This window comes from Guyparkeria sp. (assembly GCF_046540515.1).
Lineage (GTDB): Bacteria > Pseudomonadota > Gammaproteobacteria > Halothiobacillales > Halothiobacillaceae > Guyparkeria.
Window position 1 is genome coordinate 1 of the sequence record NZ_JBKHFB010000017.1, and the last position, 12558, is coordinate 12558.

Annotated in this window: 12 protein-coding genes; 4 read left to right on the forward strand and 8 right to left on the reverse strand. The window is 67.4% G+C overall.

Translation table 11 applies throughout. The annotated features are described in order from the left end of the window. Window positions 1–133: 133 nt before the first annotated feature. Window positions 134–955: a BPSS1780 family membrane protein gene (locus ACLFRM_RS03670; RefSeq protein ID WP_410754361.1), complete on the reverse strand. Its 822-nt coding sequence runs from the start codon at window positions 953–955 to the stop codon at window positions 134–136. Between the two features lie 80 nt (window positions 956–1035). Between ACLFRM_RS03670 and ACLFRM_RS03675 the strand changes: the two genes are divergently transcribed. Continuing rightward, window positions 1036–1812, forward strand: coding sequence for an HAD family hydrolase (locus tag ACLFRM_RS03675; protein WP_410754362.1), 777 nt, complete (start codon window positions 1036–1038; stop codon window positions 1810–1812). Window positions 1813–1915: 103 nt separating this feature from the next. After that, window positions 1916–2323: a CZB domain-containing protein gene (locus ACLFRM_RS03680; protein ID WP_410754363.1), complete on the forward strand. Its 408-nt coding sequence runs from the start codon at window positions 1916–1918 to the stop codon at window positions 2321–2323. Window positions 2324–2364: 41 nt separating this feature from the next. On the opposite strand, the gene ACLFRM_RS03685 is transcribed toward ACLFRM_RS03680, so the two are convergent. From ACLFRM_RS03685 to ACLFRM_RS03695, 3 genes are all read right to left on the reverse strand, one after another. After that, window positions 2365–3003 carry an HPP family protein gene (locus tag ACLFRM_RS03685; RefSeq protein ID WP_410754364.1) on the reverse strand — a complete coding sequence of 213 codons (639 nt, stop codon included), beginning with the start codon at window positions 3001–3003 and terminating at the stop codon, window positions 2365–2367. Between the two features lie 280 nt (window positions 3004–3283). Next, the gene (gene sbcB, locus ACLFRM_RS03690) at window positions 3284–4819 is read right to left on the reverse strand and encodes an exodeoxyribonuclease I (protein WP_410754365.1); all 1536 of its coding nucleotides are present in this window, start codon (window positions 4817–4819) and stop codon (window positions 3284–3286) included. Window positions 4820–4860: 41 nt separating this feature from the next. Further along, window positions 4861–6894, reverse strand: a complete 2034-nt coding sequence (locus ACLFRM_RS03695) for a transglycosylase SLT domain-containing protein (protein ID WP_410754366.1) — start codon at window positions 6892–6894, stop codon at window positions 4861–4863. Between the two features lie 213 nt (window positions 6895–7107). Here ACLFRM_RS03695 and gluQRS point away from each other — a divergent pair, with 213 nt between their 5' ends. Beyond that, complete coding sequence (gluQRS, locus tag ACLFRM_RS03700; RefSeq protein ID WP_410754367.1) at window positions 7108–8004, forward strand: tRNA glutamyl-Q(34) synthetase GluQRS; 897 nt, start codon at window positions 7108–7110, stop codon at window positions 8002–8004. 24 nt (window positions 8005–8028) lie between these two features. Here the strand turns inward: gluQRS and ACLFRM_RS03705 are convergent, their stop codons facing one another. Continuing rightward, entirely contained in the window at window positions 8029–8883 is an 855-nt protein-coding gene (locus ACLFRM_RS03705) for a rhodanese-like domain-containing protein (protein WP_410754368.1), read from the reverse strand. Between the two features lie 265 nt (window positions 8884–9148). On the opposite strand from ACLFRM_RS03705, the gene ACLFRM_RS03710 reads away from it, so the two are divergent. Further along, on the forward strand, window positions 9149–9859 hold the full coding sequence (locus tag ACLFRM_RS03710; protein ID WP_410754369.1) for a hypothetical protein: 711 nt from the start codon (window positions 9149–9151) through the stop codon (window positions 9857–9859). A gap of 22 nt (window positions 9860–9881) precedes the next feature. On the opposite strand, the gene ACLFRM_RS03715 is transcribed toward ACLFRM_RS03710, so the two are convergent. The 3 genes from ACLFRM_RS03715 to ACLFRM_RS03725 form a co-directional block, all read right to left on the reverse strand. Further along, on the reverse strand, window positions 9882–11483 hold the full coding sequence (locus tag ACLFRM_RS03715) for a peptide chain release factor 3 (protein WP_410754370.1): 1602 nt from the start codon (window positions 11481–11483) through the stop codon (window positions 9882–9884). A gap of 62 nt (window positions 11484–11545) precedes the next feature. Then, on the reverse strand, window positions 11546–12016 hold the full coding sequence (gene rimI, locus ACLFRM_RS03720; protein WP_410754371.1) for a ribosomal protein S18-alanine N-acetyltransferase: 471 nt from the start codon (window positions 12014–12016) through the stop codon (window positions 11546–11548). Next, the gene (locus ACLFRM_RS03725) at window positions 12013–12549 is read right to left on the reverse strand and encodes a hypothetical protein (protein ID WP_410754372.1); all 537 of its coding nucleotides are present in this window, start codon (window positions 12547–12549) and stop codon (window positions 12013–12015) included. The genes rimI and ACLFRM_RS03725 overlap by 4 nt, the downstream gene beginning before the upstream one ends. Window positions 12550–12558: the final 9 nt, after the last annotated feature.

A 12558-nucleotide genomic window follows, 5' to 3' on the forward strand; every position in this document is an offset into this window, starting at 1 on the left:
GAGCGATGCGTTCGGGCCACGGTCCCGAAACGACCTACAGAAAAGGCAGCGTGCCGGCACGCTGCCTTTTTGTTTGCCGGGAGAGGCCCCGTCGCGAATCTACAAACCGACGCGACCGTCGCGCCCAACGCCCTCAGCCAGCGGCCTCGTCTGCCTCGGCGTGCGACTCCTCCTCGGCCGTGAGTTCGGCCGGGAAAATGGAGACGTAGGCGGCGTACAGCGCCGCCCAGGCCCAGGGCACCAGCAGGATCGCGCTCAGGCCTGCGGTCAAGGGAATGGTCATGAACAGGACCAGCCAGATCAGCCCGAAGATCAGCATCGGCAACCAGTTGAGCCATACCGCCCGGAAGCTTGCCACCAGCGCCGCGGTCAACCCCGCACCGGCCAGCACCACGCGCGGGATGGCGAACAGCATCGCCGAGAGATACAGCACGTAGATCACGATCACCGCGAACCAGATCCCCAGCGCCGAGCCCGACGTGAGGATCGGCAGGAGCTCTTCCACGCGCTCGCTGTCGGTCGTTTCGGGGTTGTTCAGGGCGGCCATGCCGCCCTCGGGCATCGCCGCGGTGAGGAAGGCCGCCAGCAGGAGCAGGATCGCGAGGTTCACCAGGATGGTCACGCCACCCAGCCCGAGCAGCGGGCGCCAGGGTGCCTGCCCCGAGAACTGCGAGAACAGCAGGTCGAAGCCGATCGGCTGCTCGCGCGCCAACGGCTCCTCTTCGGCACGCTCCAGGATCTCGGCGATCCGGGCGAAGATCACGATCACCCCACCGCCCAGGATCGGGGCGATGAGGTAGCCCGCCCCCATGCCGACCACCGGCACGAAACTGACCAACAGGACCAGCAGGTACATCAGCAGCACGCTGCCGATCACCAGGCCGGGGCGTGTCTTCAACAGTTGCCAGCCACCCGCGATCCAGCGGGCACCGGAACTGGCCGGTCGTTTGCGCATTGCGTAGACTCTCGCTCGTTTTGATTCACGTGTCCCCGTTCCGGGAACGGGGCCAATGGTAACCAAAGTTGGGACCCTGCATGTTGCAAGCCATCCTTTTCGACGTCGACGGCACCCTTGCCGACACCGAGCGCGACGGACACCGCGTCGCCTTCAACCTCGCCTTCCGCGATGCCGGGCTCGACTGGCACTGGGACGTGTCCACCTACGGCGAGTTGCTGGCCGTCACCGGCGGCAAGGAACGCATCCGTCACTTCATCGAGACCCGCGATCCGGCACGACCCGAGGTCGAGGATCTGGCCGCCTGGATCGCGGGACTGCACAAGGCAAAGACCGCCCACTACCTCGACCTGCTCCAGCGCGGCGAGATTCCGCTGCGACCTGGTGTGAAACGCCTGCTCGACGAGGCCCGGGCCGCGGGAATGCGCCTGGCCATCACCACGACCACCACCCCCGAGAATGTCACCGGCCTGCTACGCGCCACACTGGGAGAGGACAGCCCGGACTGGTTCGAGCTGATCGCCGCCGGCGACATCGTCCCAAGGAAAAAGCCTGCCCCGGACATCTACACCTGGGCACTCGAGCGGATGCGGCTCGCCCCGGGCGAGACGATCGCCCTGGAAGACTCGGCCAACGGTGTGCGCTCGGCGCGCGCGGCCAACGTGCCGGTGGTCGTGACCATCAACGACTACACCGCCGACGACGATTTCGACGGGGCGATAGCCGTGCATTCGCACCTGGGCAATCAGGGCGCCCCGGCCGAGACACTGGCCGGCCCCGCCCCCGACAACGGCATGGTCGATCTGCATTATCTGGCCAGGCTGCTGGAACGCCGGACAAATCCGGAACCGTCCTGACGACATCGAGCCTTCATGGCCGAATGTTGGAATCATCCTGTCAGGGCGAAATGAAATCGCCTAGACTGACCGTCACGCTCCAACCCACCGAGTGAAACCGCCCATGTGTGCATCGTCCCCGAACCTGCCGGATCCGTTCGACTACCAGGCCTTTATCGACGGCTTCGAGGAAGTCACCTACTGGCACTTCGACTGGTACTCGCGAATCATGGCAGTCCTGCTGTACGGCACGCCGCGACCGACGGTAAATGAGCACGAATGCCGGTTCGGACGATTCCTGGAAAGCCACGGCGCCCCACCGGGTCGCCAGGATGAGTTCGAGAAGGTCCACCAACTGCACGTGCAGATGCACAGGTCCGCCGACACACTGATCACCAGTGCCGAGGGAGGCCGAAAGGCCGAAAGGGAGGCCTTCGACGAGTTCGTGGAACTGCAGAGCCTGTTTCTGGCCACCTGCTTCAATCTGATGCGTGATGCCTACAGTGACAGTTGCGAGTTCGCCCGGCGCTAGGACACCACGACCTCCATCCGATTACCCATCCAGATCAATGGTCACAGCCAGAGTTCGAGCGGGGCGTAGTTGATCAGCGCTCGCAGGATGTCGCTACGGGTCACTACACCCACGACCCGAGGCGGCTCCTCGGACTGATCGACGATCGGCATGCCGCGAATGTCCTGCTCGAGCAGCACGCGGGCCAGCTCTCGAATGTTCGTCCGTGGGCCGGCCGTCAGCACCTCGAAATGGGCTACCGTTCCCACCGGCATCTTCGCCAGATCCGAGTAGCGTATGCGCTGGCGCGTGATATCGCCGCGGGTAATGATCGCCTCGATGCGCCCGTCCTCCCCCAGCACCGGCAGCAGGCCGATGCGCCGCTCGGCCATCAGGTCACGCGCCCGACCCACCGTGTCGTTGATGCGTACGGTCAGCGCCGGGCGCGACATGATCTGCTCGGCCACCGACACCGGTGACGGCTCGCGGTTGACCTGTCCTGCCGTCTCCCGGTAGGCGCGCAGCGAGTCGTCGTGCCGCGCAGCCGACTCGCGCTCCCGGGCAAAGGGCGTGCCGGCCTGGTCCTCGCGCACGGCCGGTGGCGGTTCGACAAACGTCGGCGGGCGCAGCAGGCCCGGCGATGTCGCCTCGTCGATCGTCAGCCCGTCGCTGACTCCGCGACCAAAAACCGTAAAGCTCATGCGACATTCCTCGTATTCCCTCTTGGGAAGCCCTGCGCGAATAGCCGACTCTGCAGACAGGCGCCTGGCAGCCCGCCCTGCGGGGCTTGCCGGCATGCCCGCCCTCGGCGCTACCGATCCTCACCGGGCACCGAGCCCGCCTTCGAATCGGCACCTTGATGGTGCTCGAACCGGAAAGCCAGAGGCATTGGCTATTTTGGTGCAGACCTTCCCCAAGGTTATCGGCCCGCCACCCGCTCACTTGAGCCCAAGTGACTGAAATGACGGCCATTGGGTACGACTAGCCACCCGTCAGCAGGACCCGTTCACGCCCTTCGAGCCAGTGCCGGTACGGCCCCAGCAATGCCCGCTGCTCGGCCGACCAGTGCTCGTCACCGGCCAACCGTTCAACCTCGGCAAACAACGTCGGGAAATCCCGATCCGGGCCGGGATGGGCCTCCCCGAGGCGTTCCCCGGGGTGCAATCGATCGACCAGGCGCGCACGCCATCGTTCCGCGGCCGCCTCGTCCAGCGCCTCGGGCAGGTTGCGGGCGACGAACCCCTCCACCAGCTCCGGCAGACGTGGGTCCTCGAACGGCCAGGCCAGCAGGTCGCGCGCATGCGCGACGGCCTCGTCGCGCGAACGCAGCCCGCGGGCACGCCCCCACCAGTCGTCGAGGTGACGGCGATCGGCGTCGGGCACGAAGCCGGCATAGAGCGACTGCTCGGCCGCTCGCGGCGGAAAGTCGCCCTCGGTATGCTCCAACACCCCCAGCAACCGCTCGCGCAGTGCGTCGAAATGGCGGTGGAAGAACCGCGCGTGTGCGTCGATGCGGGCCGGGTCGATCACCATCCGCTGGGCCACCCCGTCACGTCGAAGGGCCTCGGCCGGCAGGACCACCGGAACCCGATTGAGGTGGATCGACTTGATCGGCAGGCGCAACTGGTCCCAGTCGCACTCGGCCTCGATGGGCGGGGTCTTCAGGAAACGTCGCTCGGCCCATTCGGCGCCATCGAGATCCAGCCACGGCATGGGATCGAAGCGCAGGTCCCAGCACTCGCGGCGGTTGCGATTGCCGTCGACCTGGCCGAAGGAGCAGAACATCGAGGCCGAGGAAATCCGGGCCGGCAGGCGGGGCGAGACGTGCAGGAAGGGGGCATGGTCGGGCTGGTCGACAACGCGCGCCACCTCGCGCTTGTCGCGGGCGGCGAGCAGGCGTTCCCAGAGCGCCGGGTCGGCATCGCGCAGGGCGCGGGCGAGCTCGATGGTGGCCTCCACGTCGGAAAGCGCGTCATGCGCGTTCTCGTGGGTCAGGCCATTGGCGGCCGAGAGCTCGGACAGGCGCAAGGTCGGGCGGCCTTCACCGTCCACCGGCCAGTCGAGTGCAGCGGGTGCCAGCAGGCGATAGGCGCGGGCGGCGTCCAGCACGTCGAACCGGCTGTTGCCGTCCGCCCACTCGTGCCGATACGGGTCGAGCAGATTGCGCCAGAAGAGAAAGCGCAACATCGGGGCATCGAAGCGCAGGTTGTTGAACCCGACCACACAGGTATTGGGCTGGCTCACCAGCCGGTGGACGCGATTGGCCAGATTGGCCTCGCTGTCCGCACGGGCCAGTACGGGATCGTCGGGCAGCAGGCCGGTGGTCATCACCGCGGCCGGATGGGCGAGGCAGTCATCGGGCGGGCGGGCGTACCAGACCACCGGCTCGCCGATCGGCTCGAGGGCCGGATCGGTACGGATCGCCGCGAACTGCAGCGGGCGATCGAAGGCCGGGTCGGCCCCGGTGGTCTCGAGGTCGAAGAACAGGAAACTCGGCGGTTGAGTGGCGACAGACAAGGGCCCGACTCCGTGGCATTCGTGTAGAGGTTTCTTACGGATCAATCCGGATCATCGCCGGCCTTGACCAGCGACAGCAATTCCCCCAGCCGTCGTGGCTCGCCGGTCAGCCGCCAGCGATAGGTGACCATGCCCGCGAGCACGGCCTGCGCGTAGGCGCGGGTCTCGTCGAACAGGATCGTGTCGACCCAGACGTCGCCCGGAAGAGGCACCGCCGGCATCCAGTCGCGGACACGCCCCGGGCCCGCGTTGTAGGCGGCAGTGGCCAACGGATACTGGCCCTCGAACCGTTCGGCCATCTGCCCGATGTAGGCAGTGCCGAATGCCACGTTGGTGTCGGGATCCGACAACCGGTCCGTCGACAGGCCCAGGCCGGCCTGGCGGTTGATCCAGCGCGCCGTCCCGGGCATCAGCTGCATCAGGCCCTGTGCACCGGCACCCGAGCCGATGTCGCGCATGAACAGGCTCTCGCGGCGCATGATCGAGTAGATCCACTCGGTCGGCACCCCCTGCCGCTCGGCCTGGGCCTCGACCACCGCCCGGTGCGGCATCGCGAAGCGGGCGGCATACCAGGCCGGGTCGTGGAGCTTGTCCATGCGGGCGATGATCACCGAGGCGCGATCATGCCAGCCGGCCCGATGGGCGAGATAGGCAAGTGCCGGCAGGAGCTCGTCGTTCACGCCCTCGAGGGCGTGGCCGAACAGGCGACGAGCATCCTCGGGACGGTCGAGTCGATGCAGGGCGAAGGCAAGCGACAGCCAGGGCCGCCCGGCGAGGGCCGACACCGCCTCGCTCGATGGTTCCGGCGGCTCGTTCTGCGCGGCTGGCAGGGGGTAGCCCAGGCCGAGCCGGTCGGCGGCGAGAAAGCCATGGTAGTCGGGCGTGTCGGCCAGCTCGCGCCAGGCACTGCGCGCGGCGGTTGCCCGCCCAAGATGCTCGTCGGCGACCGCACGCCAGTACCGCCATTCCCGCCGCTGGGCCAGTTCCTCCGGCATGGCATTGATCGACTCCTTGACCCGGGCCCAGTCGAGGTGGCGCAGGGCCGCGCGCACGGTCCAGGTCCAGACCTCCTCGTCACGCGCGGCCAGTGGCACCTCGGTCAGCCACTGGCGGGCCTGGGGTTCGTAGCGATACGCCGCCTTGAGTGCCGCCAGCCGGGCCACGCTGCCGGCCTGCTCGGCATCGAGCAGCTCCTGCGACTCGGCACGCGCCAGCGACTCTCGGGCACGCGCCGGTTCGCGCCGGGCCAGCCAGAGCAATCCCTGGGTGATCTCCTCGGCATCGCCCTCGGCGTCGATCAGCTCGGGGACCGCCGTCGCCGGCCGGTCACGCAGGGCCAGCCAACGATCACGGTACTCGGCCAGTCCCGTCGGCCCGCGGCGCACAAGGTAGCGAGCCAGGCCATCCTGGCCGGCGACCACTGCCGCCTGCACCCGTGCGCGGTAGGCCGATTCGTCAAGGCGACCGTTGGACTCCAGCCACTCGAAGACCGGGTCGCAGGCCTCCGGCTGGCTGCGTCCGCGTTGCCAGACCGACAGAGCCTCCTCGGCCTGGACCTCGCTCAAGGTCTCCTCGAGGGCCAGTTCGGCCTGCCAGTAGGCGCACTGGCGCCGAGTCCCCGGGTTGATCTCGGGCGCTCGATCAAAGACCAGGCGGTACTCGCCCCAGGATTCCTTCTTGGCCAGGTGATCCAGATAACGGCGCTTCAAGCGCGGCATGAGTGGCAGATCCGGATGCTCGCGCAGGCGGGCGGCCACGGCCGCCGGGTTTTGCTCGACGCGGTCGAGAAGCCAGCGGACCTCGAGATAGGCGGCCACCGATTCGCCGTGCCGTAACGAAACGAGATCGTCCAGCTCCCGCTCCAGACCGTCGCGATCCCCCCGATCGATGGCCTCGAGACCTCGCTCGACCTCGCCCTCGATCTCCGCGCCCAGATGCCGGTTCGAGGACGAATCCCCGCCCCCTTCGGCCGCTACCGACGGCAGACTTGAGGCCAGCAACCCCGCCAGCAACAGCCCCGGCGCGAGCAGGCGGACGGCACGGCGGGCAACTCGAGGAACAGGGATTCGCGACATATCGATACTCTACGCCATCAAGAAGGAAGTCTGCCGGACCAGGCGACCTGCGACCGGAAACGCCAAGGCACGAAACCGGACCACGCGCCGGGCCGCTTCACTTCGGCCACCGGCCCGGCATCGGCCCCCTGATAGGATGCGGCAACCGACCTTGAGTTCGCCGACATTGGCCAATACATCCACACTCAACCGCTCAGCCAGGCGTCCGATCACATGACTCCCAGCCATTCGACCTACCACGGCCGCTTTGCCCCGACGCCCTCGGGTCCGCTGCATGCCGGCTCGCTGGTGGCGGCATTGGGCAGCTTTCTGGATGCACACGCCCATGGCGGACGCTGGTCGCTGCGGATCGACGACACCGACCGGTCACGCAGCCGCCCCGAGGCGATCGACGCGATACTCGACCAACTGCACGCGCACGGACTGCTGTTCGATGGCGAGGTGATCTTCCAGGGTCGGCGCACGGAGTGTTACGAGGCCGCCCTGAAACGCCTGGAGGCATCGGGGCGGCTGTATCGCTGTCACTGTACGCGCGCCCGGCTGCGCGCCTGGGCCGAAGGACATGGGCAGGTGCTCGGCGCGATCGGCCCCGTCTACCCCGGTTTCTGCCGCAAGCAGCCCGCCGCGGCCGACGAACGTCACGCCTGGCGGTTCCGGGTGGGCGACCACCGCCGAGACGTCGCCGACCGGCGCCTGGGCAAGCTGAGCCAGCAACTGGCCACCGAAGTGGGCGACCCGGTCCTGCGCCGGGCCGACGGGCCCATCGCCTACCACCTGGCCAACGTGGTCGACGACCACGAGATGGGCATCACGCAGGTGGTGCGCGGCGAGGACCTCGCGCCCCTGACGCCATTGCACGTCGAACTGGCCGAGGCCCTGGGATTGCACGTGCCGGGCTATCTGCACCTGCCGTTGGTGAACGGCCCGGACGGTCGCAAGTTGAGCAAGACCAACCAGGCCGCTCCACTGGACAACCGCCATGCCATCGACAATCTCCGTGACGCCGCACGTGTGCTGGGACTGGACACCGCCTCGGCCAGTCGGGACACAGCAGCGGGGCTGTTGGAACGCTGGATCGCCGAATGGCGCGGCCGCTACGCGCTTGGCTGAATCACCACCGGGCAGGCGACGAGATCACTGCGTGCTCATGCTCTCGTAGATCTGGCTGGCTCCCCCTTCGAGAAACCAGTATTCGGAAATGCCCCGCTCCTCGAGATAGTACTGAAGCCAGCGCACCTGCTTGCCGGTGGCGTCGACGAAGAACATCGGGCGGTCTTCGCTCTTGGCCGTCTCGACCAGACCGTCGAGTTCGCGGTTGTCGCCGGTCAGCGGCACATGGCGGTCGCGCATCTGGAACAACGACACGCCCTGACGCTGGTCCCGGCTGCGGATATCGACGATCATCGGGTCGTCGCTGGACTGGATGCGGGCATAGAAGGCATCCTCGGCCAGCAGTCGACGCTTGAATTCCTCGTCGGCGATCAGCTGGTCGTCGCTTTGCAACGGCTCGCCGAGCAGCACCGTCTGCTCGGGGTTTTCCCGGGCCCAGGCAAGCACGCCGGCGTCATAGACGCGCGCGTCCGCCACGCCGGCCTTCTTCGCCTTCAGGGCGGCCTTGTACGAAACCGCACAGGTGACGCCGTTGCAGTAGAATACCAGCGGCTGGCCCGATTCCTCGGCCAGCGCCAGAACCGACTCCTTGAAGTCTCCCGAGTCCAGCGGTATCGAGACGGCATCCCGGATGTGGAGGGTCTCGTATTCGTAGGGCGAGCGCGCATCGACCACGGTCATGGCATCCAGGGAGTCGGCGAGCTCCTCCGTCTCCACCGGCGGCACACCGACCGAGGCGTACTTGTCACGGAGCGGGAAGTCCTCGGCCGCGACCGGCCCGGCGATCGTGACGACAAGGGCGAGCACCAGCGGCCCCGACCAATCGTGAAACCAGCCACCTCGGCTCGAGGCCCCATCCCTGTTCCCTGCAATCGGCATGCGCATCCCTCCTTGTGGAATCCCATACGATTCGGCAGCGCCTGCGGGTCGCAGCCCGGACGCCATCGAAACGAGCGGGCGTTATCCCTGTGTGAAAACCGAATGGCAGCAACATACCCCCTCGGGCTCGATCGACGCAATACGCAAGGGCGTCGGACCGCCCGACTTGCCCGTCGTGCACGGGGCTGATTAAATCCGTGGCTCGAGCGTCGCCGACGTCCAAGTTGCCGGCGACCACTTCTCCCGACTCATATCTGGAATGCCCATGCGCCGCCTCGTCACCGCCACCCGATCGATCGCCCTTGGCGCAACCGTGCTCGTCGGCCTGCTGGCCGGCTGCGAGTCGACCCCGCCCGACCACGCCTTCCTGCCCTGGGACGTAGAGGTCAACGATAGCGGTCAGGTCGAGGTCTTCGGCGTGACCTTGGGCGAGTCGTCCCTGCTGGACTTCAAGCGCCGCTACGATCAGAAGGCGGATCTGGCCATGTTCGCCAAGCCCGGCGAGCCGCTGTCGCTGGAGGCCTTCTTCGGCCGGATGAACGTCGGACCTCTGAGCGCGAAGGTGATCCTGGTCGCCGACGTCGAGCAGGAGACACTGGAGCGCTGGGCCGAGGAGTCGCGCATCGCCGATCCGACCCCGAGCGGAGCACGCAAGCTGTCGATGTCCGACGAGGCCCTGCTCGAGGCACAGGACCAGCCGATCCGCTCGATCAGCTACGCACCGAGCGCCGACTACGAGGAAGAACTGATCACCCGGCGCTTCGGCGAGCCGGCAGAGAAGCGCCCGATACCGCGGGGGGAACGCGACCAGGACGAGCCGCCGGCGATGTTGTGGCTCTACCCCGAGAAGGGCGTGGCGATCACTGTCGAGGAGGACGACAAGGAGCTGTTCCAGTACATCAACCCGGAAGACTTCGACCAACTGGTCGAGCGCACGCTCGGCGGGCAGCCCGAAGGGGATCCGGCGGCGCACTGACAGCACGCCGCCCGCGAACGGATCACTCCGTGCGGTAGTCGCCGTGCTCGCGGGTGGCGAGGAAACGCACCTCGGGCCAGCGCTCCTGGGTCATCTGCAGGTTGACGCGTGTCGGGGCGATGTAGACCAGATCACCGGCGTGATCGAGCGCGAGGTTCTGCTGGTTCTTGTTCTTGAATTCCTCGAAACGCTTGGGATCGTCGCATTCCACCCAACGGGCGGTGTTCACGTTGACCGCCTCGAAGCGGCAGTCGACGTTGTATTCGTCCTTCAGGCGCTGGGCGACCACGTCGAACTGCAGCACGCCCACCGCCCCCAGGATCAGATCGTTGTTGGTCATCGGCCGGTAGAGCTGGGTCGCCCCCTCCTCGCACAACTGCGACAAGCCCTTGAGCAGCTGCTTGGACTTGAGCGGATCCTTCAACTGCGCACGGCGGAACAGTTCCGGGGCGAAGTTGGGGATACCGGTGAACGCCAGCTTCTCGCCCTCGGTGAAGGTATCCCCGATGCGCACCGTGCCGTGATTGTGGATGCCGATGATGTCGCCCGCCTGGGCCGTTTCCAGGCGCACCCGGTCGGAGGACATGAAGGTCAGCGCGTCCGGGATCTTCACGTCGCGCCCGAGGCGCACGTGGTGGGACTTCATGCCGCGACGGAACTCGCCCGAGCAGATGCGCAGAAAGGCGATCCGGTCGCGGTGCTGCGGGTCCATGTTCGCCTGGATCTTGAAGACGAAACCGGTGAACTTGTTCTCCGAGGGCTCGACCGTGCGACTGGTGGCCTCGCGCGGCTGCGGTGGCGGGGCGTACTCGACGAAGTCATCAAGCAAGGACTGCACCCCGAAGTTGTTCATCGCCGAACCGAAGTACACCGGCGTCTGCTCGCCCGCCAGATACGCCTGGAGGTCGAACTCGTCGGCCGCGCCGGCCACCAGCTCGATCTCGTCGCGCAACTCGTCGGCCTGGCTGCCGATGCGCTCGTCGAGCTCGGGGTTGTCCAGTCCCTTGATCGCCTCGACCGCCTGGTCGCGCGTGCCGTCGGCGGCGCCGTAGAGGTAGGTGGTGTCCTTGGCGATGTGGTAGATGCCACGAAAGCGCTTGCCGCTGCCGATCGGCCAGGTCACCGGTGCGCAGCGGATGTTCAGGACCGTCTCGACCTCGTCGAGCAGTTCGAGCGGGTCGCGGCCCTCGCGGTCGAGTTTGTTGACGAAGGTCATGATCGGCGTGGTGCGCAGGCGACAGACCTCCATCAGCTTGATGGTGCGCGCCTCGACGCCCTTGGCCGCATCGATGACCATCAACGCCGAGTCCACCGCGGTCAGGACGCGGTAGGTGTCCTCGGAGAAGTCCTCGTGGCCCGGGGTGTCGAGCAGGTTGACGATACGTTCCCGGTAGGGGAACTGCATCACCGAGCTGGTCACCGAGATGCCGCGCTCCTTTTCCATCGCCATCCAGTCAGAGGTGGCGTGGCGGCCGGACTTCTTGCCCTTGACCGTGCCGGCGAGCTGGATCGCGCCGCCGAACAGCAACAGCTTCTCGGTCATGGTGGTCTTGCCCGCGTCGGGGTGCGAGATGATCGCGAAGGTCCGGCGGCTGGAGTAATCGTTTTCGGGGGTAGTGCTCATGGAATCTCGACTGGAAGATCGTGCGGCCCGTCACAGGTAGTGAGAGGCCGGTAAAACCGGGTTCAGGCAAGCTCGCAACGCATGACGCGTGCATCCTCCCGCCCGTTGGGGGCCGGATAATACGCCTTTCGGAGACCGATATCCGCAAACCCGGCCGACTCGTACAGGCCGATGGCGGCACGGTTGCCGGCCCGCACCTCGAGGATCAGGCACCTCGCCCGCGCCGCATGCGCCGAATCCAGCAGGCGCTCGAGCAGGAACCGACCCACCCCGCGGCGCTGGAATGCCGGGTCGACGCAGAGGTTGAGCAGGTGCCACTCGTCGAGCACCGCCATTACCACCGAGTAGCCGACCAGTTGCCCGCGGACAAAGGCGCCATCGAGGCGGTAGCCGGCGCGCAGGCAGTCCTCGAAGATCGCCTCGCTCCACGGGTACGGGTGCGCGGCCTCCTCGATCGCGACGATCTCGGGCAGGTCTTCGCCGGCCAGTGCCGCCCAGTCCCAGGCCGGAATGACGTCGGACTCGGCCCTCATCCGCGCCTCCGCCGGCCACGGGCCACCAGGGTCTGCCACAGGCACCGCTTGGCCGCCCCGTCGCCGGCCAGCGCTGCCAGCTCCCAGGTTTGCCCGCTCACGGTCACGACATCGCCACCCTCTCCCGTCTCGCATGCCAGGCCGGCGGCCCGGGCAATCGCCTCGGCCAGAGCCCGATGGGGGGAGTCGAAGGCGAGATACAGCCGGTCCGCCGGCACCTCGTCGGCCGACCGGGCTGTAGTCGTGGCGACCTCGGCTCCGGTCTCTTGCTGGCGTGACTCTTCGACCGCCATCTCGGAGGGCGGGGTCCGAACATCCTTCGTGACATCGACCGGGGTTTCGATCAGGGTTTCGATCGGGCCCGACCCCGAGTCGCCCTGCTGCTCACCCTGCTGCTCGGCGGGCCCATGCTCGGTTCGCGAATCATCCGCGACGACCGCCCGTCGTTCGGTCGGGCGCATTCGCCCACTGGGACGAAATCCCTCGATACCCAGCCACCCCAGGGCGGCCTCGCGATCGACCCGCAAGCCCATGCTCAGCCC

Coding starts and splice junctions, on each gene's coding strand:
- ACLFRM_RS03670 (WP_410754361.1), bottom strand. CDS start 955: ATGCGCAAACGACCGGCCAGTTCCGGTGCCCGCTGGATCGCGGGTGGC.
- ACLFRM_RS03675 (WP_410754362.1), top strand. CDS start 1,036: ATGTTGCAAGCCATCCTTTTCGACGTCGACGGCACCCTTGCCGACACC.
- ACLFRM_RS03680 (WP_410754363.1), top strand. CDS start 1,916: ATGTGTGCATCGTCCCCGAACCTGCCGGATCCGTTCGACTACCAGGCC.
- ACLFRM_RS03685 (WP_410754364.1), bottom strand. CDS start 3,003: ATGAGCTTTACGGTTTTTGGTCGCGGAGTCAGCGACGGGCTGACGATC.
- ACLFRM_RS03695 (WP_410754366.1), bottom strand. CDS start 6,894: ATGTCGCGAATCCCTGTTCCTCGAGTTGCCCGCCGTGCCGTCCGCCTG.
- gluQRS (WP_410754367.1), top strand. CDS start 7,108: ATGACTCCCAGCCATTCGACCTACCACGGCCGCTTTGCCCCGACGCCC.
- ACLFRM_RS03705 (WP_410754368.1), bottom strand. CDS start 8,883: ATGCCGATTGCAGGGAACAGGGATGGGGCCTCGAGCCGAGGTGGCTGG.
- ACLFRM_RS03710 (WP_410754369.1), top strand. CDS start 9,149: ATGCGCCGCCTCGTCACCGCCACCCGATCGATCGCCCTTGGCGCAACC.
- ACLFRM_RS03715 (WP_410754370.1), bottom strand. CDS start 11,483: ATGAGCACTACCCCCGAAAACGATTACTCCAGCCGCCGGACCTTCGCG.
- rimI (WP_410754371.1), bottom strand. CDS start 12,016: ATGAGGGCCGAGTCCGACGTCATTCCGGCCTGGGACTGGGCGGCACTG.
- ACLFRM_RS03725 (WP_410754372.1), bottom strand. CDS start 12,549: ATGGGCTTGCGGGTCGATCGCGAGGCCGCCCTGGGGTGGCTGGGTATC.